This is a genomic window from Pseudomonas sp. Larv2_ips (assembly GCF_963879675.1).
Classification (GTDB): Bacteria; Pseudomonadota; Gammaproteobacteria; order Pseudomonadales; family Pseudomonadaceae; genus Aquipseudomonas.
In genome coordinates this window covers 163,263-184,979 of the sequence record NZ_CAWOAW010000043.1, presented here as the reverse complement: position 1 = coordinate 184,979, position 21,717 = coordinate 163,263, and the positions used below count along the sequence as shown (strand labels likewise).

Genomic DNA, 21,717 nt, shown 5'->3' with positions numbered 1-21,717 from the left:
GCAGTGCGTTTTGCCTGAATATCCGAAGGGCACGGTGACCAGCCCTGACCGGGATACGGGTAAACAACCTAAAAGCCAAGCCTTGGTCAGTGCCGCTAGGCACCCGCGTTGAACAACACTTGCTGCATCGCTTGCGGCGGCTGCCCGAATGCGCGCAGAAACGCCTGGCGCATGCGCTCGCGGTCACCGAAGCCGGTTTCGCGGGCCACCACTTCGACCGGGTGACGGCTGGTTTCCATCATCGCCCGGGCAGCTTCCACCCGCAGCGACTCGATGGCCTTGGCCGGCGTTTGGCCGGTTTCTTCGCGGAATACTCGGCTGAATTGACGTGGGCTCAGCCGGGCCACCTCGGCCAAGGATTCCACCGACAGGTCATGGGTCAGGTTTTCGCGCGCGTAGGCCAGGGCCAGTTGCACGCGGTCGGATTTGGGGTCCAGTTCCAGCAACGCCGACAATTGCGATTGCTCACTGCCGCGGCGCTGGGCAATCACCAGCTTGCGGGCGATACGCCGGGCGAGGTCGCTGCCCAGGTCGGCTTCCACCATGGCCAACGCCAGGTCGACTCCGGCGCTCATGCCGGCGCCGGTCCAGACCTGGCCGTCAACCACGAACAGTTTGTCTTCTTCGAGCTGAATATCCGGGTAGCGCTTGCGAAACGCCGGCGCGTGGATCCAGTGGGTGGTGGTGCGCTTGCCTTCGAGCAAACCGGCTTCGGCCAGCACAAAAATGCCCATGCACAGCGAGGCCACGCGCCGCGACTGCGCAGAGGCGGCTTTGACCAATTCCAGCAGGTTGGCCTCGGGCAGGCGAAATTCCAGGTAGCCGCTGACGATCAGCGTGTCATAACCCTGTGGCCGAATCGGGCTGGTATTCACCGAAAAGCCCTGGGAGGTCATGACGGCGCCGCCGCTCTCCGAGACCAGATGAAACTCATAAGCCGGCTCACCGCGCAGCAGGTTCGCGCACTCGAACACCGAACCCAGGCTGAGGCTCAGGGACTGGAAATTCGGGTAAACCATCAGCGCAACGCTGTGCATCGTCATTCTCCAAAGGGCGCGGGAGAGGGGATTGTCGGCGGGTGCCAGGCAAACGGCAACCGACTTTGTGCCATGTCCGAAATCCTTGCGGATATGACATTGTTGAAGTTTTTCTCGACGCCTAACATCCCCTCAACGAACTAGACGACTGGTCTAATCGGGACGGGATAACTAATGACTAACGCGACTAACAGTACAAGGCAGACCATTCTGGATACGGCGCAATTGATTGTGAGCCGCAAAGGATTTTCTGCGGTGGGGTTGAACGAAATACTTCAAGCCGCCGATGTACCCAAAGGTTCGTTTTATCACTACTTCCATTCCAAAGATGCATTTGGCGTGGTCTTGCTCGATACCTATTTCGACCAATACCTCAAAGGCATGGAGCAACTGTTCCAGCAACCCGGACTGTCCTGGGCCGCCAGGTTGATGCGCTATTGGCACACCTGGATCGACAACCAGACCGGCTGCACCGACGCGGGCAAATGCCTTGCCGTCAAACTCGGTGCCGAGGTGTCAGACCTTTCAGAGCCAATGCGTTTGTCCCTGCAGCGCGGCACCACTCGCACCATCGCCTTGCTGGCCGAGGCCTTGCAGCACGGCATCCAGGACGGCTCGCTGGCGGTTCGGCAACACCCCGACAGCCTGGCTCGGCGCTTGTATGCGCTGTGGTTGGGGACCAGCGTCATGAGCAAGATCACCCGAACATCCGCGCCTTTTGACGAGGCGCTGCTGCTGACCCGACAGTTATTGGGTTGCCCTGAACTGCTGATGCATACACCTACTGAAACCATCGATCGAGGCACTGGAAAATGAAAGTATTAATGGTACTGACCTCTCACGACCAGCTTGGCAATACCGGTCGTAAAACCGGCTTCTGGCTCGAAGAATTTGCGGCGCCCTATTACACCTTCAAAGACGCGGGTGCCGAACTGGTCCTGGCATCCCCGGCTGGCGGCCAACCACCGCTGGACCCGGTCAGCGATCAGCCGGATGCACAGACCGAGCAAACCCGTCGTTTCGCTGGCGACCCGGCAGCCCAACAGGCCCTGGCCAACACCGTCAAGCTGGAAACGGTCAACGCCGACGACTTCGATACCGTGTTCTACCCAGGCGGCCATGGCCCGTTGTGGGACTTGGCCGAATCGCAAACGTCGATCGCACTGATCGAGGCCTTTGAGCGTGCCGGCAAGCCGATCGGTTTTGTCTGCCATGCACCGGGCGCTCTGCGTCATGTCAAGGCCGTGAATGGCGAGCCGCTGGTCAAGGGCCGTCGCGTTACCGGCTTCTCCAATGCTGAAGAAGCTGCGGTTGGCCTCACCGATGTGGTGCCGTTCCTGATTGAAGATGATTTCAAGGCGCTCGGCGGCCACTATGAAAAGGGCGCTGACTGGCAGTCTTTTGTGCTCGAAGACGGCTTGCTGGTGACCGGGCAGAATCCTGCCAGTTCCAGTGCCGTGGCCAAGGCCCTGCTCAAACTCACCGCCTGAATTAATCACCCGCGTTATTGATTGGCGGCTCCTTGGAGCCGCCAATGCTTTTGCTCGCCCTGAATTTGGAAGTTTCACATGACTCATCATTTAAATACCCCGGTAAAACTGGGGCATCACACGCTCAATAACCGTGTTGTCTTGCCGCCTCTGACGCGTCAACGCAGCGCGCAACCCGGCGATATCGCCACCGACCTGATGGCCGAGTATTACCGCCAGCGCGCCACGGCCGGTTTCATGGTCAGCGAAGGCACGCAGATCGAACCGCGCGGCCAGGGTTACGCCTGGACGCCGGGTATCTACAGTCCGGCGCAAATCGACGGCTGGCGCAAAGTCACCGACGCCGTGCATGCCGAAGGCGGCGTGATCTTCGCCCAGCTGTGGCATGTGGGGCGTGTGTCCCATAATGCGCTGCAACCGGAGGGCGCCGCACCGGTCGCGCCGTCGGCCATTGCGGCGGAACAGGCGAAAGCCTTTATCGAAACCGGGCCTGGCGTCGGCGAGCTGATGCAGCCGCCCGTGCCGCGTGCCTTGAGCAGGCTGGAAATTGAAGAGTTGGTAGGGCACTACGCACAGGCGGCGCGTAATGCGTTGGACGCCGGTTTTGACGGGGTGGAAATCCACGCCGCGAATGGTTACCTGGTCAACCAGTTCATCTCCGCCCACGCCAACCAGCGTGACGATGAATACGGTGGTTCGCTGCACAATCGCCTGCGCTTTCTGCGCGAGATCGTCGAAGCCGTGACCGCCGTGGTCGGCCCGCAACGCCTGGGTGTGCGTTTTTCTCCGCTGTTCAGCGGCACGGACCAGGACCGCGTGTACATCGGCCTGGTCGAGGAAGATCCGCATCACACCTACATTGAAGCGATCAAGGTGCTCGAGGCATCGGGCATTGCCTATGTGTCTATCGCCGAGGCTGACTGGGACAACGCTCCCGACCTGCCCGAGACTTTCCGTCAGGCGGTGCGCAGCACGTTCAGCGGGCGCATCATCTACGCCGGTCGCTATACCGCTGAGCGCGGGGCAGCACTGGTGGAGGCGGGGCTGGCAGACTTGATTGCCTTCGGCCGTCCGTTCATTGCCAACCCGGACCTGCCGCAGCGACTGTTCAACGGCTGGCCGCTGAACCCGCTGCGGGCGCAGGGCATGTACGGCGGCTCGGAACAGGGCTACACCGATTACCCGGCGTTCGCCGAGTAACCATTCGATGCCCCGGCACAGCTGCGTTGTCGGGGCCGTCGAGCAGTAGCACGGCGGCGAAGGCGGCGGGGCAGGCAACAACAGGGTGACCCTGCCGCCGCCATCGCAGCCTTGCTGGCTCTACAGCTGCCACCGTTGATCTTCAGCAGGGCAGATGAGCGTCATTCCACGCGCAACACGATCTTGCCAATGTGATCGCCGCCTTCCATCCGCGCATGGGCCTGGGCGGCGTCGGTGTATTCGTACACCTTGTCGATCATCGGCAGGCAGCGTCCGGCGGACAGCACCGGCCACACGTATTCGCGCAGTTGTTCGGCAATGGCAGCCTTTTCGTCCTTGGTACGTGCGCGCAGCAAGGAGCCGGTGATGACTGCGCGCTTGCCGAGGATGGTCAGCAGGTCGACGTCATTGGCCTTGCCGCCGCCGAGGAAGCCCAGCATCACCAGGTGCCCGTCCATGGCCAGGGACTTGAGATTATTGTTCAGGTACGAGGCGCCCATGATGTCGAGGATCACATTCACGCCCTTGTTGTCGGTCTTCTGCGCGATGACCTCGGCGAAGTCCTGCTCGCGGTAGTTGATCGGCTCGGCGCCCAGCTTGGCGATCGCCGCACATTTATCGGCGCTGCCGGCGGTGGCGAACGCCTGGATACCGTATTCGCGGCACAGCATCAAAGCGGTGGTGCCGATGCCGCTGGTGCCGCCGTGGATCAGCACGCGCTGGCCGGTATGAGCGTCACCCAGGCCAAACAGGTTGGCCCAGACGGTGAAAAAGGTTTCCGGCACGGCGGCGGCTTGAATCCAGTCCATGCCATCCGGAATCGGCAAGGCCTGGCTGGCAGGCACTGCACAAAATTGTGCATACCCACCGCCGTTGGTCAGGGCACACACCTTGTCACCCAGCGCGTACTCGCTGACACCTTCGCCCAATGCAACCACTTCGCCGGCCACTTCCAAACCTGGAATGGGGCTCATGCCGGGCTTCATCGGGTACTTGCCGGCGCGTTGCAACGCATCCGGGCGGTTGACGCCGGCTGCGTGCACGCGAATCAGGATTTCACCGGGACCTGCCACCGGCACATCGGCCCGGCGTGGTTGCAGGACCTCGGGGCCGCCAGGGGCGGTGATTTCGATCAGGGTCATTTCTTTTGGCAGTGACATGTGCGATTACCTGCAGCGATGAGCGTATGGGTTGGGACCGCGTCGGGCAGTCGCCGGTTCAGCCGCATCATACCGAGGGTCAGCGCCGGTCGAAAAAAAAGCCGGGCAAGCCCGGCAAAATAAGGAGAGGGTGATTCATTCGCTTCAGCGATTGAGGAACGCCAACAAGTCTTCGTTCAACTGCTGGGTGTGGGTGGCGGCAAAACCGTGCGGCGCATCCTTGTACACCTTCAGTTGCGCGCCCTTGATCATCTCGGCCGCGACTTTGCCGGTGGTTTCGAACGGCACGATCTGGTCGCCGTCACCGTGGATCACCAGGGTTGGCACCTCGATCTTGGCCATGTCCGGGCGGAAATCGGTCTCGGAGAACACGGTGACACAATCCACGGTCGATTTAAGCGACGCCAGCAGCGCGACCTGCAAGGTCTGCGTCAGCACGCCCTGGGAGACTTGCTGGCCCTTGTTGATGCCATAGAACGAGACATTGAAGTCGCTGATAAATTGCGCGCGATCCTTCAGCAGCCCGGCCTTGATGCCATCGAACACTGCGGTAGGCACGCCCTGCGGGTAATCCGGTTTTTGGCCGAAGATCGGCGTGACGGCGCCCAGCAGCACGAGGCCGGCCAAACGCGAGTTGCCGTGGCGAGCGATGTAGCGCGCCACATCGCCGCCGCCCATCGAGAAGCCCACCAGGGTCACGTCTTTAAGGTCCAGGTGTTCGATCAGTTGGGCGATATCGTCGGCGAAGGTGTCGTAGTCGTTACCGGTCCACGGTTGGTCCGAGCGGCCAAAACCCCGGCGGTCGAAGGCGATGGTGCGAAAGCCACGGCTGCTCAGGTATTCCATCTGGTATTCCCACATGTCGGCATCCAGTGGCCAGCCGTGGCTGAACAGCACGGGCTTACCGCTGCCCCAGTCCTTGAAATAGATCTGGGTACCGTCTTTGGCAACGAATGTGCTCATGGAAAACTCCTTGGGGTCAGGGGGCAAAAGCTCAGTCTCACTATCGCGTTAAACCGGCCCAGGGGCTTGTACGGATGTGCTCGGTTGAACGCTTGCGCGTCTGCGTTGGTCCACTGACCTCTACCGTCAGTTCAACAGGTGAACCAAATGGCCAAGACTTACAGCTACGCCGCTCGGGATTCCAAGGATGCACTCAAGCCTTTTACCTTCGAGCGTCGCGCGCCGGGGGCGGACGACGTTCAGATCGATATTCTCTATTGCGGCGTGTGCCACTCCGACCTGCACACCGTGCGTAACGAATGGCACAACACCTTGTACCCGTCGGTGCCCGGCCACGAAATCGTCGGCCGCGTCACGGCAGTCGGTGCCAACGTGAAAAAATTCAAGGTCGGTGACCTGGCCGGTGTCGGTTGTATGGTCGACAGCTGCCAGCACTGCGCATCCTGCGCCGAGGGCGAGGAGCAATACTGCGAGAACGGGTTTACCGGCACCTACAACGGCCCGGTGTTCGGCGGCGAAAATACCTTTGGCGGCTACTCGGACAATATCGTGGTCAAGGAGAAGTTCGTGCTGCGCATCTCCCACGATGATGCGAACCTGGCGGCCGTGGCGCCGCTGCTGTGCGCCGGCATCACCACTTACTCGCCGCTGCACCACTGGAAGGTGGGGCCCGGCAAAAAAGTCGGGGTGGTCGGCCTCGGCGGGCTAGGGCATATGGCAGTGAAGATCGCGCATGCCATGGGCGCGCATGTCACGCTGTTCACCACCTCGCCGAACAAGCGCGAAGACGGCCTGCGCCTGGGTGCCGACCAAGTGGTGGTGTCGAAGGACCCGGACGAGATGGCCAAGGTCGTCAACAGCCTGGACTTCATCCTCAACACCGTTGCCGCGCCGCACGACCTCGATGCGTTCCTCAACCTGCTCAAGCGCGATGGCACCATGACGCTGGTCGGCGCACCTGACAGCCCGCATCCGTCGCCGACGGTGTTCAACCTGATCTTCAAACGCCGCAGCCTGGCCGGTTCGTTGATTGGCGGTATCCAGGAAACCCAGGACATGCTGGACTTCTGCGCCAAGCACAAGATTGTCTCGGACATCGAGATGATCGACATCCAGGGCATCAACGAGGCGTACGAGCGGATGCTCAAGGGCGACGTGAAGTATCGCTTTGTGATTGATATGGAGAGCTTGAAGAAGGAAAGTCACGCGGCTTAAACGCTGCAGACCTGCTGTGGGAGCGGGCTCGCTCGCGAAGGCGCAGGGTCAGTCAAAAAATGCATCGACTGATTCGCCGCCTTCGCGGCAAGCCCGCTCCCACATTTGTTCAGTGCGAGCCGTTAAGCCGATAAATGCTCGTAGAGAATCGTCGCACCCACCAGCATCAACACCACGCCGCCGACCATTTCGGCGCGCTTGCCCACCACCGTGCCCAGCACCCGCCCGAGCATCATGCCGATGGTTACCATGGTCATGGTCGCCAGGCCAATGGCTGCCGACGCCACCAGAATATTCACATCAATGAAGGCCAGGCCCACACCGACGGCCATCGCATCAATGCTGGTCGCAAAGGCGGTGATGGCCAGGATCATGAAGGAATGCTGGGTAGGCTTTTGCGCCTCCTCATCGTCCGCCTTGAGCCCGTTATAGATCATGTGCAAGCCCAGCGCGACCAGCAGGGTAAAGGCGATCCAGTGATCCCAGTCCTGCACCCAACGCGTGGCCGCATGGCCGATGGCCCAGCCGATCATCGGCGTAATGGCTTCGATCACACCAAAGATCAGGCCGGCGCGCAGTGCTTCGACCAGACGCGGTTTGTGCAGGCTGGAGCCTTTGCCGATGGCCGCCGCAAAGGCGTCCGTGGACATGGCCAGGGCGAGAAGAATCAGAGAAATAGGGTTCACGGTGAGGCTTCCAGTCGGGCTGTATGAGTCAACGACACAACCACACGCCCGACTTTAGGCATGGATGTGTCGCTGGTCTCACCAACCTCAACGGTGTTCGTACCACGGCAGGTTGCCGAATATGTTGATACGAACGCTTCTGAGCGGGTCAGAAGCCGGTTACTCCCCAACGAAGGGGCGCATCATAGACAGCCCAATATGAAAATTGCGTCAACGCCCTTCAAATACCGGTGGACGGCGCTCGGCGAACGCCGCCAGCCCTTCACCGAAATCAGCACTGGCGCACGCCTGGCGGCGCAGTTCGGCGATGTGCTCCATGGCTTGCACGGGCGGCCAGACCTTGTACCGACACGCCGTCGACCTGTTGCGCCAGGCCGATGCCACCCATGAACTGTTGCGCCAGGACGCCGAGTACCCGCAGGGCAAGGTCTCGGTGGGCATGCCCTCGAGCACCGCGCGGATGCTCGCGATGCCGCTGGCACGCACGATTCGCAGCCGTTATCCGGGGATCAAGCTGGAGCTGATCGACGCGCCAAGCGCCGACCTCGCAGGCCTGATCACCGTGGGGCGCGTGGCGCTGGCGGTCGAAGTTGATGGCGTGCCGACACGCGGCGTGGTGTCCCAGCGGTTATTCAGTGAAACCCTGTACCTGGTGGCATGGCCGGAATTTGAATTGCCGCAGACGTCGGTGAGCCTGCAGAGCCTCGCGCAGATGCCGTTGGTGTTGCCCTGCGCGCCCAACACCATTCGCAGCCGCGTAGAGTCCGCCATGCAGGAAGCGGGGCTGCCATTCGCCGTGGAGTTTGAGGCCAATTCCACTGATCTATTGTTCTCGGCGGTACAGGCGCGGCTTGGGGTAACCATCCTGCCGTGGGCGGCGGCGCACGTGGAGTTGGCGCAACAGTCGCTCAAGCTGGCGAGCATCGATCACCGCTTGTTCAGCCGCGAACTGTCGTTGTGCTGGCCGGATACGGCGGTGCACAGCAATGCCGTGCAGAAAGTCAAAGAGACGATTCTGGAATTGTTCGAAGCGTTTGAGCAGCAACAGGGCTGGTCGGCGGCCAGCTGATTGCGAACCGGCCGCCGCTGCCCCTTGGATCACTTGGGTTTTTGGGTGTCGAGTGCCGTTGCAATCACGCTGCCCATGGGCGTCGGTTTGGGCGACTGACGGTGCAGCACGGCATTTACCGCCCACTCTTCAAGGCGTACGCGGTCACGCTGGAACACCATCATGTGAGTCGAGCCGCCGAACTCGAAGTGACCGATTTCGGTGCCGCGTGTGATCTTCACCGGCGTGCTGCCTTCGTCGACGATAAACCCCGGTTCGATGATGCAGGTCGACACTTCAACCATGCCAATGCAGATCAGCGCCACGTACCCGCAGGTGGGGTGTTCGAAGATGAAAATGGCGCGCGCAGCCACATGGCCCAGGTAGGGCTGCGACTCGGTGCCTTCCCACGTGCCCGGGCCTTCTTTCTGCGCCGGGCGTTGGGCGAAGTAGGTGCCAGGTTGCACCCACGAACGCAGCAGCGTGCCGTCCAGCGGCGCGTTCCAGCGGTGGTAGTGGGTGGCGGAAAGGAAACCCTGATACAGCTGCCCACCTTCAAAGTGCCTGGCCCAGTCACGTTGGCCGGCGAACAAGTCCAGCAGTGAGTAGTTGACGTCCTTGATCCAGAAGTCGCTTTCGAAGGCGATGTTGTTCTGGTATGCCCACGGCGTGGTTTCGCAGCCGATATCGACCTGCGTTTGCGCGTCGCCCTGGAACGGTCGGGCGCCGGGCACGAACGTGCGGATGAAAAACGCGTTCCAGGAATCGTAGCCGTAGCCGGGCTTTTTCGGGTCGCATTCCATCTGGTCCCATACACCGGCTGCCCAGGCGGCCTTGGAGATCCACGAGCCGGGTTTTTCCGGGTTGTTGATGTCGAGTTTGTCCAGGGATTGCGGGCTTTTGAGGTAGGCGTTCCAGGTGTTGAGCACGTTCTTGAATTGCTCATTGAAGGTGGTGTCATGGAACAGCGCAACGCCGGCTTCGGTGGCCATGGAAATCGCCAGGAAGGCATTCATGGGCGTGCCGACCTGGGCGGTGTCGTTGAACGAGGACGAGGTGGTGACAATTTCGTTGAGGATCTCGAAAAAACTGTCGTAGTCCTTGATCCACACGACGTCGCCGTCCTGGGTCTTGATCTGGTCGCGAGTGTGCGGCGGCAGGGTCAGCACGAACGCGTTGGACTGCTCGATCAGCGACATGACCCACATGCGGTACACGCTGTGGGTGGTCACCCAGTGTTTGAATTCCACCAATTGCGGCTGCATCGGCGCGAGGGTGCCAGCCTTTTTCATGGCGTCGATGTAGTCGCGCAGTGGCACCAGGAAGTTGGCGGTGGCCCACACGCGGTTGGGCACCCAGAAGCCCATTTGCACGGGGCCGGCGTTGTCCAGGGTGAGCAGGTTTGAACCGCTGCCCTCGACGGGTGGCGGAGTCTTGCGAGGTTGGGTGGCGGGCGAAGAACGGTCGGAGTGCGCCATATCATTAGTCCTTTAAACGTAACTGCGTGGGAAAGCTCCTTTTGAGCATTCTCAGCGTAGCTAGCGCGGGACCGGGGTTTGTAATGGTTGGCTATAACCAGGCGCGCCCGCCGACGAAAATCATTTTCGACACCAGCTCCACGATGTTTTTCACCTCGAGTTTCTTCATCAGCCGTGCCCTGTGCACTTCCACCGTACGGTGAGAGATCGCCAGGCGCTGGGCGATTTCCTTGGATTTAAGGCCGTTGACGATGTGCATGGCGATTTCCCGCTCACGTGGCGTCAGGTCGCCGGTGCCTTGGTGCGTGCGGTCCAGGCGCTCGAAGTGCCAGATCATCAGCTTGAACGGGTCTCTGGGCGTGAGGGTGTAGCCGTGGGACTTGGCCCAGAACACCTCGCCGCTTTTGTGCTGCATGAAGCGTTCATCGGAGTAGAAGCCGTTCTCGCTCTCCAGCAGCCAGTCGTGGCTACGCTTGCCGATGGCGTGATAATCGGCCTGGGACGGGTAGATCAGCAGGGTCAGTTGGTTGACCAATTCGTCGCGCGAATAGCCGAACAACTGCAGGAAGGCCTCATTGCAATCGACCATCACGCGGTTGCGCGTGACCAGTTGCGGGGCCGGGGAGAGCTGGAACGCCAGGCGTTCGATATCTTGAAGTTGCTGGGTAAACGCGTTCATTGGGCATCCTGCCTCGTTGCTTTTCTCACCGGGCCTACTTATCCATGTAAGTAGTTACACGAATTGGCGAGCGCTCAGCGGTGCGTCATTGTAGGTAAATGTCCGCATCAAAAATAGAAGAAAATTGATTATGCCAGCTGATTGCGTCTCCATTGTTGCCGCCGGTCATTCGCGTTTTGGTCGCCTGGAAGGCACCACCCTTGAAGACCTGATCGTGCAGGTTACCCGCGAAGCCCTGGCCGACGCGGCCATTGATGCGTCACAAATCGATGCGTTGTTCCTGGGTCACTTCAACTCGGGGTTGGTGCCTGACGGGTTTGCCAGCTCCTTGCTGTTGCAGGCCGACCCGGGCCTGCGCTTCAAACCGGCCACGCGCTGTGAAAACGCCTGCGCCTCTGGGTCGGCGGCGATCCAGGCCGGGGTCAATGCGATCCTCTCCGGCAGCGCCGACCTGGTGCTGGTGGTCGGCGCCGAGAAGATGACCCACACGTCCACCGCCGAGGTTACCCAGGCCCTGGCCGGCGCCGGTTATCAGAATGATCCGGCCGAAGCCGGCTTGAGTTTCCCGCAGCTGTTCGGCCGTGCGGCGCGCCAATACACCGAACGCTACCACTGCCCGCTGGGCTCGATGGCCGCCATCGCCACCAAGAACCACACCAATGCCATGGCCAACCCGTTGGCGCAAATGCACCGGGTAATGGATTTTGAACACTGCAACAACGTGTCCAAGAGCAACCCCTTTGTGGCCGAGTCACTGCGCCTGACCGATTGCTCGTTGATCAGCGACGGCGCCGCCGCGATCATCCTGGCCTCACCCAAGCGGGCGCGCGCGTTTCGTCGGGATGTGCAGATTCGCGCGATGACCCAGGTCAACGACTGCTTGCCCATTGCCCAGCGCGACATCCTGGCGTTTGAAGGCCCGCAACGGGCCATCCACTCGGCGCTGCGCGGGGCGAATATCACCCTGGCCGACCTGAGTTTCGCCGAGGTGCACGACTGCTTCACCATCGCCGAACTGCTGATCTACGAAGCCATGGGCCTGGCGCCCAAGGGCGAGGGCCATCGCGTGCTCGACAGTGGCGTGGTGCGCGCCGGCGGGCGGCTGCCGGTGAATCTTTCGGGTGGGCTCAAGGCCAAGGGGCATCCGGTGGGGGCCACCGGCGTGTCGATGCACGCCTTGGCGTTCCGCCAATTGACCGGCGAACCGATTGGCCTGGCGGTGCCCAACCCGGAGTTTGGCCTGGTGTTCAACATGGGCGGCATGGCAGTGGCCAACTACGCCTCGGTCCTGCACGCGCGCCGGTACTGACCCATGAACATTGCCAACTGGTTGCACGACACCCAGCGCCGCGACCCGCAGCGACCGGCATTGTTCGAAGGCACGCGGCAAGTGGCCGACTACGCCACCTTTGCTGCGCATGTTCGCCAGCGCGCCGCGCACTTGGTAGACCAGCACGGCGTGACGGCCGGTGATGCGGTCGCCGTGCTGATGAAGAACAGCTGCGATTACCTGGAAGTGCTCTACGCCATCTGGTGGCTGGGCGCAGTGGTTGTGCCGATCAACGCCAAATTGCACCCGGCTGAGGCGGCCTGGATCGCCGATAACGCCCAGGCGCGCCTGATCTTTACCGACGGCGGCCGAGTATTTTCGGCGTCGCGGGACTTGCCCCCGCCCTGTAAGGAACTGGACGGCCACACACTGCCGCCGACACGTGGCTGGCCATCCCTGGCACAGCCCGAGCCACGCCAGGACCAGGACCTCGCATGGCTGTTTTACACCTCCGGCACCACCGGGCGCTCCAAGGGGGTGATGCTGTCCCATGGCAACCTCATGGCGATGTCGTTGTGTTACCCCACTGACGTGGATCCGGTCAGCGCCGATGACGCGGTGCTGTATGCCGCGCCAATGTCCCACGGCGCCGGGCTCTACAACTTCATTCATGTGCGCTGCGGCGCGCGGCATGTGGTGCCGGCCTCCCACGGTTTCGACGCCGCCGAGCTGTTTGGCCTGGCGGCCGAGCTGGGCAACGTCTCACTGTTTGCAGCGCCGACGATGGTCAAGCGCATGGTCGAACAGGCGCGGCGCCAGGGCTATCGCGGCGAAGGCATCAAGACCATCGTTTACGGCGGCGGCCCGATGTACGTGGCCGATCTGTGTGAGGCCGTCGACACCTTTGGCCCGCGGCTGGTGCAGATCTACGGCCAGGGCGAGAGCCCGATGACCATCAGCGTGCTGCCTCGCGCGCTGATCGCCGACCGCCAACGCGCAGACTGGGCCACGTTGGCTGCCTCCGTCGGCCACGCGCAATCGTGCGTTGAAATCCGCATTCTCGACGCACAGCACCAGCCGGTGCCGACGGGCGAGCGCGGCGAAATCGCCGTGCGCGGTGCCACGGTGATGCAAGGCTACTGGCGCAACCCCGAGGCATCGCGCCAAACCCTGGTCGAGGGCTGGCTGATGACCGGTGACGTCGGCTTTCTCGACGCGGCGGGTTACCTCACCCTCACGGACCGTTCCAAGGACGTGATCATCAGCGGTGGCAGTAACGTGTACCCGCGTGAAGTCGAGGAAGTGTTGGCGCAACATCCTGAGGTGTTCGAGGTGTGCGTCGTGGGGGAGCCGGATGCGCAATGGGGCGAATCGGTGGTGGCGTTTGTGGTGACGCGCAGCGGCCAGCCCCTCGATGAAGCCGAGCTGACGGCATGGTTTTTACAGCGCATGGCCTCGTTCAAGAAACCCAGGAAGTACCTGTTTCCCGGCGAATTGCCAAAGAACAGTTACGGCAAAATCCTCAAGACTGACTTGCGGCAGTGGCTGAAAGCAGCGAGTATCGCCGCGCTTCCCTAGACCCGTTTTTCATGGACAGAACATCAGACAAGGAGTCCCTTCGATGGGCAATCAAGCGCAAGACACGGTCCGCAAGCGGCGCCGTGCGTTTCTCGGTGCCACTTCCGGTCACTTGATCGAGTGGTACGACTACGGCGTCTACGGCTTTCTCGCCGTGTACATCGGCCAGGCATTTTTCGTCTCCGATGACCCGACCACCAGCTTGCTGGCCAGCTTCGCAGCGTTTGCCCTGAGCTTTTTCATCCGGCCACTGGGCGGGCTGTTCTTCGGTCCGCTGGCGGACAAGATCGGGCGCCGCAAAACCCTGATCATGGCGCTGGTGATGATGACCGGTTCCACCGTCATGCTCGGCCTGTTGCCCACGTACGCCACGCTGGGCATTGCTGCGCCGGTGCTGCTGATTCTGGTGCGCTGCGTGCAGGGTTTTTCGGCGGGCGGCGAGATCGGCACAGTGACCAGCTTTATCTCCGAATACGCCGGCCCCGGCCGACGCGGCTTTGCCACCTGCTGGCTAATGGTCACCGCCGTGCTCGGCCTGTTGCTGGGCGGCGCCGTAGCCAATGGCATGACCTGGATCCTGGGCGCCGAGGTGATGCAGGAATGGGCCTGGCGCGTGCCGTTCCTGATCGCCGCACCGTTGGGTTTTATCTCCATGTACATCCGCCTCAAGCTGGAAGACAGCCCGGAGTTTCTCGCCTTGCAGCGCGCCGGGCAGACTTCCCGTGCACCGTTGCGCGAAGTCTGGCAGTGGAAGCGCGCGATTGCCCTGGTGTTCTTCATCATCACCTTGCACAGCTCGATCTTTTACCTGGTGCTGACCTTCGCCTCGACCTACATGGCCAAGATCCTCAAGTTCGACAGCGGCACCACGCTGCTCTATGTGTTCGTCGCGAGTTTCTCGGCCGCGTTCGTGATGCCGTTTGGCGGTGCGTTCACCGATAAATACGGACGTAAGCCGTTTCTGATGGTGATCGGCACCCTGGCTACGCTGGCGATGTTCTGGCTGTTCAAGTCGGCGCCGACCGCCACTGCTGCATCGTTCTTCGCGCCATTGATGGCGGTGGCGATCCTGTTCGGGCTGTATGCCTCCTCGACCTATGCGCTGATGAGCGAGCTGCTGCCCACGCGCATCCGCTCCACCGGGATTGCCGTGGCGTACAACGTGCCGGTCGCGGTGTTTGGCGGCAGCGCGCCGCTGATCTCCACCTGGCTGATCAAGGTGACGGGCGACATCACCTCACCCTGGTATTTCTATGTGGCAACCGGTGTGGTGTCGTTGATCGCTCTGGTGGTGCTGCGCAAGGAAGATTTCGTCGCCAGTGGCAGCCCGTTGGTGGCGCCGGCGGGGGCCGTGCTGGCCACCGCCGCCTGATCGACTGCGGTTTTCGAAAACCCGGCTACGCTGTTTCAGGCGCCTATCATTGATCTTCAAGGAAGACCTGACCATGAGTGAACTGATCAACAGCGTTACCCCGAAAAGCCTGACTGAATTGCTGCAGGAAGCCGGCTATCGCGTCAACCAGACCGAACAGAACGGCATCGTGCAATTGCTCAGCGCGAGCCAGGGTATCGGCTTTGCCGTGCGCTTCGGCAACCCGGCGGCGGAGCAGGGCAGTTACGTCGACTTCACCTACAGCTGCGCCCTGCGCGTGCAAGGCGAATTGCCCGAAGGCCTGGCCCAGGTATGGAACGCATCGCGCCGTTTTGCGCGGTTGTCGGTGCAGGGTGAGTTCCTGCTGATGGAAATGGATGTGGTGGTGGCCGGTGTGGGCACCACGCACCTGCGCAGCCAGCTGGAACTGTGGGATCGCCTGCTGCAGGAATTCATCGTCTACCTGCGTGACTACAGCCAGCAGGCGGCGCAGTTGCAGGCCCAGGCCGCCACCGCTGTGGCCAGCGAAGAAGCGCCCGTCGCCTGACACTCAGCGCTGCAGCACGCCGCGAAACGTTGCGCTCAACGCGCGCAACGTTTCGCGCGAGCGTGCATCACTGATCCGGCTGTACAGCAGCACTTCACTGACGGGTAATGCGGGCAGGCCGTATTGCTCGCTCACGTCCACCGCCCCGGCCGGGGCCACGCGGGGGGCGAGGGCGGCGACCCCCAATCCGGCGCTCACGGCCGCGCCTACCGCCATCACACCACCGCCCACAAACACTTCGGTCCAGTCGATCCGCGCTGCATCCAATGCTCTGACCGCCAGGTGCCGAACACCACAGGGCGCGGCCATGGTCGCCATGCGCAGCGGTGTGCCGGGGCTGTGTTGCCAGTGGGGCGCGGCGAACCAGCCAAAGCGTTCGACCGCCAGCACTTCGCCGTCCTGGCGATCGCCTTCGTTGCGCACGATCACCGCGTCCAGTTCATTGCGATCAAACGCAGCCACCAGGTCGCGGGACGAGGCGATGCGCACCTCGAGAATCACCAGCGGGTCGTAGGCCGCGAGGCGGCTGAGCCAGGTGGGCAAGTCCGGCCCGGCCACGTGGTCGCTGATGCCGATCACCAAACGCCGTGGCGCGTGGGTGCCCAGGTCCGCCAGTGCCCGCTCATGGGCATTGAGCAGGGCACGCGCGGCCACGATGAACTGCTCGCCCTGGGGCGACAGTTGCACATGGCGAGGCGTGCGTAGCAACAGGCGATAACCGAGGCGTTCTTCCAGGCGCTTGAGCTTCAGGCTGATGGCGGCCTGGGAGGTGTCGAGCGCCTCGGCGGCGCGGGTGAAGCTGGCAAAATCAGCCACCAGCACGAAGGCGTGTACGGTGTCGATGTCCAGGGGTTTGAGCGCGTCAGTCATATCCAATCCTTATCGCACTTATATTCGGCCATATCTTGTTGAAATCATCGCCAGTGCGCAAGCTCAGTCCACATCTTGCACAGGAGCTTTGCCATGTTTGCCAAACAGTATTCACACCGCCTGCCTGCCGACTACGACATGGACGTGATACGCCGGCGCGCCGCGCAACTGGGGCCGTTGTGGGATGACGCGCAAGGGCTGCTGTTCAAGGCGTTTATCGCGCAGACGCGTGGGCAGGCGCCGGGCAATGTGTATGCGTCGGTGTACCTGTGGGCCGACCCGTTGCAGGCCGCCGACTTTCTACTGGGCGAGCGTTTTCAAAAGGTGCTCGACAGCTTTGGCCGTCCGCACATCGAAAGCTGGTTGCCGCTGGATGTGCAGCGTGGGCCCGCGCAGCACGCGTTGAGCCTGTACCGAGAGGAGTGGCCGCTGGTGCCGGGGGCGGATTGGGCCGGGATCGTCGCCGAGGAGAAACGGCGCAATCAGCAGGTGGCCGACAGCCGCGACACGTTCGCGGTATGCCTGGCGCTGGATGTGCAGGCGTGGCGGCTGGTGCGCATCACCTTGTCGGGCAAGGCGCTGGATGCGGCGCATCCCGGAACGGGCTATGAGGTGTTGTACCTGGCCCGCCCCGGGAGTCAGTTCAAGGGTTGAAGCGCGTTTTTGGCTGGCTGAGCTTGCGCTCGGCCACCGCGCCAAACACCAGGCCGAGGGTGGTCCACAGCACCAGTTGGATACCCAGCGACGCTACGCGGAACTTCCACAGCAGCACGGCCGAAAACGCCTCCGGCACTTCGTTGATCACCGGGAACAGGCTGCCGGCCACCGACACAATCACGATGTACAACGCCGCACCCAGAATCGCCCCGGCCCAGATGCCACGGCGGGCAATCAGCTTGCGTGCGGCGTTGATCGCAATCACCGCGGCCGCCACTGACACCAGCAGCATGAGGAAGAACAGCTTGGTGCGCTGCGCGATGGTTTCGGGGTCGCCCACCGATGGCGGGTTGGCCGGGTACTTGAGCCCTGGCACCACGGTAATTGCCACACATGCCGCCAGTGCCAGCAGCGCCGCCAGGCCACGCGGGCCGACCTTGCCGATGCGGCCCAGGGCGTAAGCGAACACCAGGGCGAAGAGGCCGCCCAGTGACACGCTGTACACCACCACGCCGGTGAACAGGCCGAAGGTGCTTTGCACCTCGCGGCTCACCAGTTCCTCTTCCGGCGCATCGCCGTGCATCTGTGCCATGTGGTCTTCAAAAGCGATGGCCTTGTCGATCTGCGGTTCACCAAAGGCCTTGGCGAAGCCGAAAGCCAGCACGCCGGCGAGCAAGCCCACCAGCATCCCGCGTAGGAGTAAATGCCCTGTCATGTCGTGTCTCTCTTATCGATTAATGGCAGGGGAAACCCAGCAGGTGGCGGCCGTCGTGCACAAATTCATGCACATACATGCCTTTGAACACAGCGGTGGCGCCTTGCTCGGCGCCGACAAAATAGAGCGCCAGCAGCAACAACAGGCCACCGAAGATCGCCCAAGGCAGAATTTCGCCCAAGGGCAGGGTGGGTCCATACACATCAGGGTTCGTTGCAGCAGTGTTAGCCATGAAAACCTCCAGGGATGACGCGTCCCGAAATGGATTGCGATTGGGCTGAAACAGGGTCTGGCTTACGGCTAAAAGGCCGAATACAGTGGCGCGACCGCGCCGGATTCGAACCGGCTTCCTCTTTCATGTTCGTTGTAACATGTTGAAACAACTTTGCCAGTCTACGCCGACTGCGCGTCGAAACAGAGTGAATTGTGATGCAGGCCACCCGCTTGACCTTGATATGCCATGCCGCCACGCCGTTGCAAAAACAGGGACGGTTTCCCGATGACGAATCGGTGGCGATGCAGTGGCAGCCCGCGGCGTTGTCCCTGGCGGGGCGTTTCAAGAAACGCTCGCGACTGGTGTGTGGGCCCGAGGCCCGAACCCGACAAACCGCGGGCTTGTTCGGCGACAACGCGCAGGTCGAAGACGCGTTGCGCGACGGTGATTTTGGCACCTGGAAAGGCCAGGCCATCGCCCAGCTCGACAGCCATGCATTGAGTGACTGGATGACCAACAGCGCCAGCGCGCCTCACGGCGGTGAGTCGGTGGAGCAGATTTGCGTGCGAGTCGCTGACTGGATGAAAAGTCTCGAAACCCAGCCCGGGCACGTAGTGGCCATCACCCACCCGTTTGTGATTCGCGCCGCGATGCTGTACGTGTTGCAGTTCCCTGTCTCGATGTTCTACCTGATTGACGTCGAACCGCTGTCCGCCACTGAACTGCGCTTTAACAACGTGTGGCGCCTGCGTCTGGAAACTCACGCCTGAGCGCGTGAACATGGCAAAATCCACGCCCCGCAATGAGAGCAACCCATGAAACGCATCCTGATCATCGGCATTGGCGCCGGCAACCCTGACTACATCACGATGCAAGCCGTCAAAGCGCTGAACCGCACTGACGTGTTTTTTCTGATGGACAAGGGCCAAAGCAAAGACAAGCTGATCGACCTGCGCCGCGAGATCTGCGAAACCTACATCACTGAGCCAGGCTACCGTTTCGTCGAGGCCGACTGCCCCGAGCGCGTGCGCGGCGATATCGACTACACCACCGCCGTGCAGGACCTGAATCGCGACAAGCAGCAGACCTTCGAGTACATGATCAACGAGCAGATGGCTGACGGTGAAGTGGGCGCGTTCCTGGCCTGGGGCGACCCTGCGCTGTACGACAGCACCATCCGCATCCTGCAGGCGATCCTGGCCAGTGGCCGCAGCGTCTTCGAGTTCGAAGTGATCCCCGGCATCACCAGCGTGCAAGCCCTGGCCGCCCAGCACAAGGTGGCGCTGAACCGCATCGGTCGCTCCATCGAGATCACCACCGGGCGCCGGTTGGCGGCGGGGCAGGCGAGTGATGCGGACACTTTGGTGGTCATGCTCGACGCCGAAGATTCCTACCGCAGCGTGGCCGATCAGGATATGGATATCTACTGGGGCGCCTACCTGGGCACGCCGGACGAAATCCTCATCAGCGGCAAGGTCAGTGAAGTGGCTGAGCAAATCCAACAGGTGCGCAAGGCGGCGCGTCTGGAAAATGGCTGGATCATGGACACTTACTTGTTGCGCAAACCCTGAGGTCACTTTCCCATGCTCAAACTGTTTGCCCTGGCACTGACCCTGATGGCCAGTGCCGCCCACGCCGACGCCACGCTGCACACCGATTTGCCCCTGTCTTATCTGGAACAGACCCAGAGCGATGCGCGCAATCAGCCGTTGGTGATTTTCCTGCACGGTTTTGGCAGCAACGAGGAAGACCTGTTTGGCATCAAGGACGCGCTGCCGTCCACCTGGACCTACCTGTCGGCACGTGCGCCGATGCCCGTGGACCCCCAGGGTTATCGCTGGTTTACCAAGACGCCGGGTGACGGCGACTACAATGGCGAAACCGCCGACCTGCAACGCAGTGCCGCGCTGATCGAAGACTTTGTGGGCAAGGCCACAGCCAAATACCACACGCACAGCGATCGGGTGTTTCTGGTGGGGTTCAGCCAGGGCGCGATCATGTCGTACGAGGTGGGCTTGCGAAAGCCCGCGTTGGTGCGCGGCATCGCGGCCTTGAGTGGCAGTGTATTGCCGGTGCTCAAGGCTGAACTCAAGCCCAGCGAATCCTTGGGAAAATTGGCGATCTTTATCGGTCACGGCACTCTCGACCAGGCGCTGCCGTATGCCTCGGCGACGCAGGCCAATGATGTACTCGTGGGCCTTGGATTGACGCCGGAGTTTCACGGGTATCCGGGCATGCCGCACACCGTCAGTGAGACCGAAGTGCAGGACCTTAAAGCCTGGCTGGAGAAAAGCCTGAAGTGAACCCGCGGGTGAGGGCTGCTGCGATAGTCATTATTCGTTTGCTAGCTTTGAGTGCCTGCTGGTCGCTGCGCTAATGGCCTTTCTGTGCGAGCAGGCTTGCTCGCGATGCAGGCGCCTCGGTGCATCAGGCATACCCAAGTGACGCCATCGCAGGCAAGCCAGCTCCCACATTTGACCGGGTATACCCTTGATTGGGTGCACCAAGATCCAACTGTGGGAGCGGGCTTGCTCGCGAATGCGGTGTTTCAGTCACCTCATGTATCACTGGCACACCGCCTTCGCGAGCAAGCCCGCTCCCACAAGTTGACCGAGTTCAGCCGCCAGCACCGCACTGCTTTGCTTTTCTGTGGGAGCGGGCTTGCCCGCGATGCGGGCGCCTTGGTGCATAAGGCATACCCAGTGGTTGCTATCGCAGGCAAGCCAGCTCCCACATTTGACCGGGTACACCCTCGACCAAGGTGCACCAATCCAACTGTGGGAGCGGGCTTGCTCGCGAATGCGGTGGTTCAGTCACCTCATGTATCACTGGCATACCGCCTTCGCGAGCAAGCCCGCTCCCACAAGTTGACCGAGTTCAGCCGCCAGCACCGCACTGCTTGGCTTTTCTGTGGGAGCGGGCTTGCCCGCGATGCGGGCGCCTCGGTGCATCAGGCATACCCAGGTGATGCCATTGCAGGCAAGCCAGCTCCTAAATTTGACCGGGTACACCCTCGACCAAGGTGCACAAAGATCCAACTGTGGGAGCGGGCTTGCTCGCGAATGCGGTGTTTCAGTCAGCTCAGGTATCACTGGCACACCGCCTTCGCGAGCAAGCCCGCTCCCACAAGTTGACCGAGTTCAGCTGCAAGCACCGCACTGCTTGGCTTTTCTGTGGGAGCGGGCTTGCCTGCGATGCGAGCGCCTCGGTACATAAGACATACCCAGGTGATGCCATTGCAGGCAAGCCAGCTCCCACATTTGACCGGGTACACCCTTGATTGGGTGCACCAAGATCCAACTGTGGGAGCGGGCTTGCTCGCGAATGCGGTGTTTCAGTCAGCTCATGTATCACTGGCACACCGCCTTCGCGAGCAAGCCCGCTCCCACAAATTGACCGAGTTCAACTGCCAGTAGCGCAGTGCTTGGCTTTTTTGTGGGAGCTGGCTTGCCTGCGATGCAGGCACCTCGGTGTATCAGGCACACCCAGTTGATGCCATCGCAGGCAAGCCAGCTCCCACATTTGACCGGGTACACCT

At 61.8% G+C, this 21,717-nt stretch carries 22 protein-coding genes and 2 riboswitches; of the genes, 13 read left to right on the top strand and 9 right to left on the bottom strand.

Features of this window, described 5'->3' with window-relative positions; all coding sequences use genetic code 11:
- Window positions 1–95: 95 nt before the first annotated feature.
- Window positions 96–1,037 carry a GlxA family transcriptional regulator gene (locus tag AACV02_RS30745; protein WP_119736097.1) on the bottom strand — a complete coding sequence of 314 codons (942 nt, stop codon included), beginning with the start codon at window positions 1,035–1,037 and terminating at the stop codon, window positions 96–98.
- 174 nt (window positions 1,038–1,211) lie between these two features.
- Here AACV02_RS30745 and AACV02_RS30740 point away from each other — a divergent pair, with 174 nt between their 5' ends.
- The 3 genes from AACV02_RS30740 (at window position 1,212) to AACV02_RS30730 (ending at window position 3,727) form a co-directional block, all read left to right on the top strand.
- On the top strand, window positions 1,212–1,853 hold the full coding sequence (locus AACV02_RS30740; RefSeq protein ID WP_119736095.1) for a TetR/AcrR family transcriptional regulator: 642 nt from the start codon (window positions 1,212–1,214) through the stop codon (window positions 1,851–1,853).
- The gene (locus tag AACV02_RS30735) at window positions 1,850–2,527 is read left to right on the top strand and encodes a type 1 glutamine amidotransferase domain-containing protein (protein WP_119736093.1); all 678 of its coding nucleotides are present in this window, start codon (window positions 1,850–1,852) and stop codon (window positions 2,525–2,527) included. Before AACV02_RS30740 ends, AACV02_RS30735 begins: the two co-directional genes overlap by 4 nt.
- A 78-nt stretch (window positions 2,528–2,605) precedes the next feature.
- A complete protein-coding gene (locus tag AACV02_RS30730) occupies window positions 2,606–3,727 on the top strand; it encodes an alkene reductase (RefSeq protein ID WP_119736091.1) in 1,122 nt (373 codons plus the stop codon).
- A 161-nt stretch (window positions 3,728–3,888) separates the two neighbouring features.
- Here the strand turns inward: AACV02_RS30730 and AACV02_RS30725 are convergent, their stop codons facing one another.
- Complete coding sequence (locus AACV02_RS30725; RefSeq protein WP_106579596.1) at window positions 3,889–4,887, bottom strand: NAD(P)H-quinone oxidoreductase; 999 nt, start codon at window positions 4,885–4,887, stop codon at window positions 3,889–3,891.
- A 144-nt stretch (window positions 4,888–5,031) separates the two neighbouring features.
- Window positions 5,032–5,850: an alpha/beta fold hydrolase gene (locus tag AACV02_RS30720; RefSeq protein ID WP_119736088.1), complete on the bottom strand. Its 819-nt coding sequence runs from the start codon at window positions 5,848–5,850 to the stop codon at window positions 5,032–5,034.
- 147 nt (window positions 5,851–5,997) lie between these two features.
- Here AACV02_RS30720 and AACV02_RS30715 point away from each other — a divergent pair, with 147 nt between their 5' ends.
- Window positions 5,998–7,065 (top strand): NAD(P)-dependent alcohol dehydrogenase, encoded by a 1,068-nt coding sequence (locus AACV02_RS30715; protein ID WP_119736086.1) that lies wholly within the window; start codon window positions 5,998–6,000, stop codon window positions 7,063–7,065.
- A 122-nt stretch (window positions 7,066–7,187) separates the two neighbouring features.
- Here AACV02_RS30715 and mntP read toward each other — a convergent pair whose 3' ends face one another.
- Window positions 7,188–7,751: a manganese efflux pump MntP gene (gene mntP, locus AACV02_RS30710; protein WP_119736084.1), complete on the bottom strand. Its 564-nt coding sequence runs from the start codon at window positions 7,749–7,751 to the stop codon at window positions 7,188–7,190.
- Window positions 7,752–7,763: 12 nt separating this feature from the next.
- Window positions 7,764–7,931, bottom strand: a riboswitch (yybP-ykoY riboswitch).
- A gap of 136 nt (window positions 7,932–8,067) precedes the next feature.
- Between mntP and AACV02_RS30705 the strand changes: the two genes are divergently transcribed.
- Window positions 8,068–8,820 carry a LysR substrate-binding domain-containing protein gene (locus AACV02_RS30705; protein WP_256680262.1) on the top strand — a complete coding sequence of 251 codons (753 nt, stop codon included), beginning with the start codon at window positions 8,068–8,070 and terminating at the stop codon, window positions 8,818–8,820.
- Window positions 8,821–8,849: 29 nt separating this feature from the next.
- Here the strand turns inward: AACV02_RS30705 and AACV02_RS30700 are convergent, their stop codons facing one another.
- Together AACV02_RS30700 and AACV02_RS30695 are read right to left on the bottom strand one after the other, a co-directional pair.
- The gene (locus AACV02_RS30700; protein ID WP_119736079.1) at window positions 8,850–10,277 is read right to left on the bottom strand and encodes a phosphatidylserine decarboxylase family protein; all 1,428 of its coding nucleotides are present in this window, start codon (window positions 10,275–10,277) and stop codon (window positions 8,850–8,852) included.
- Window positions 10,278–10,368: 91 nt separating this feature from the next.
- Window positions 10,369–10,956, bottom strand: coding sequence for a LuxR C-terminal-related transcriptional regulator (locus AACV02_RS30695; protein ID WP_119736077.1), 588 nt, complete (start codon window positions 10,954–10,956; stop codon window positions 10,369–10,371).
- Between the two features lie 130 nt (window positions 10,957–11,086).
- On the opposite strand from AACV02_RS30695, the gene AACV02_RS30690 reads away from it, so the two are divergent.
- The 4 genes from AACV02_RS30690 (at window position 11,087) to AACV02_RS30675 (ending at window position 15,723) form a co-directional block, all read left to right on the top strand.
- Window positions 11,087–12,265 carry an acetyl-CoA acetyltransferase gene (locus tag AACV02_RS30690; protein WP_106579606.1) on the top strand — a complete coding sequence of 393 codons (1,179 nt, stop codon included), beginning with the start codon at window positions 11,087–11,089 and terminating at the stop codon, window positions 12,263–12,265.
- A gap of 3 nt (window positions 12,266–12,268) precedes the next feature.
- The gene (locus AACV02_RS30685) at window positions 12,269–13,804 is read left to right on the top strand and encodes a class I adenylate-forming enzyme family protein (RefSeq protein ID WP_119736074.1); all 1,536 of its coding nucleotides are present in this window, start codon (window positions 12,269–12,271) and stop codon (window positions 13,802–13,804) included.
- Window positions 13,805–13,847: 43 nt separating this feature from the next.
- The gene (locus AACV02_RS30680) at window positions 13,848–15,176 is read left to right on the top strand and encodes an MFS transporter (protein WP_106579608.1); all 1,329 of its coding nucleotides are present in this window, start codon (window positions 13,848–13,850) and stop codon (window positions 15,174–15,176) included.
- 73 nt (window positions 15,177–15,249) lie between these two features.
- Window positions 15,250–15,723, top strand: a complete 474-nt coding sequence (locus AACV02_RS30675; RefSeq protein ID WP_177410121.1) for a YbjN domain-containing protein — start codon at window positions 15,250–15,252, stop codon at window positions 15,721–15,723.
- A 3-nt stretch (window positions 15,724–15,726) separates the two neighbouring features.
- Here AACV02_RS30675 and AACV02_RS30670 read toward each other — a convergent pair whose 3' ends face one another.
- Entirely contained in the window at window positions 15,727–16,593 is an 867-nt protein-coding gene (locus tag AACV02_RS30670) for a LysR family transcriptional regulator (protein ID WP_106579609.1), read from the bottom strand.
- A 93-nt stretch (window positions 16,594–16,686) separates the two neighbouring features.
- On the opposite strand from AACV02_RS30670, the gene AACV02_RS30665 reads away from it, so the two are divergent.
- On the top strand, window positions 16,687–17,247 hold the full coding sequence (locus AACV02_RS30665) for a DUF4865 family protein (RefSeq protein ID WP_119736072.1): 561 nt from the start codon (window positions 16,687–16,689) through the stop codon (window positions 17,245–17,247).
- On the opposite strand, the gene AACV02_RS30660 is transcribed toward AACV02_RS30665, so the two are convergent.
- Both AACV02_RS30660 and AACV02_RS30655 read right to left on the bottom strand, forming a co-directional pair.
- A complete protein-coding gene (locus AACV02_RS30660) occupies window positions 17,237–17,965 on the bottom strand; it encodes a CbtA family protein (protein ID WP_119736070.1) in 729 nt (242 codons plus the stop codon). The genes AACV02_RS30665 and AACV02_RS30660 overlap by 11 nt on opposite strands.
- A gap of 19 nt (window positions 17,966–17,984) precedes the next feature.
- Window positions 17,985–18,197: a CbtB domain-containing protein gene (locus AACV02_RS30655; RefSeq protein WP_119736068.1), complete on the bottom strand. Its 213-nt coding sequence runs from the start codon at window positions 18,195–18,197 to the stop codon at window positions 17,985–17,987.
- 46 nt (window positions 18,198–18,243) lie between these two features.
- Window positions 18,244–18,323, bottom strand: a riboswitch (adenosylcobalamin (AdoCbl) riboswitch).
- Window positions 18,324–18,394: 71 nt separating this feature from the next.
- Here AACV02_RS30655 and AACV02_RS30650 point away from each other — a divergent pair.
- The 3 genes from AACV02_RS30650 to AACV02_RS30640 are packed head-to-tail and all read left to right on the top strand — an operon-like array spanning window position 18,395 to window position 20,482.
- Complete coding sequence (locus tag AACV02_RS30650; RefSeq protein ID WP_119736066.1) at window positions 18,395–18,949, top strand: histidine phosphatase family protein; 555 nt, start codon at window positions 18,395–18,397, stop codon at window positions 18,947–18,949.
- Window positions 18,950–18,994: 45 nt separating this feature from the next.
- Window positions 18,995–19,750, top strand: a complete 756-nt coding sequence (gene cobF, locus AACV02_RS30645) for a precorrin-6A synthase (deacetylating) (RefSeq protein WP_119736063.1) — start codon at window positions 18,995–18,997, stop codon at window positions 19,748–19,750.
- Between the two features lie 12 nt (window positions 19,751–19,762).
- The gene (locus AACV02_RS30640) at window positions 19,763–20,482 is read left to right on the top strand and encodes an alpha/beta hydrolase (RefSeq protein ID WP_119736061.1); all 720 of its coding nucleotides are present in this window, start codon (window positions 19,763–19,765) and stop codon (window positions 20,480–20,482) included.
- The last annotated feature ends 1,235 nt before the right edge of the window (window positions 20,483–21,717 follow it).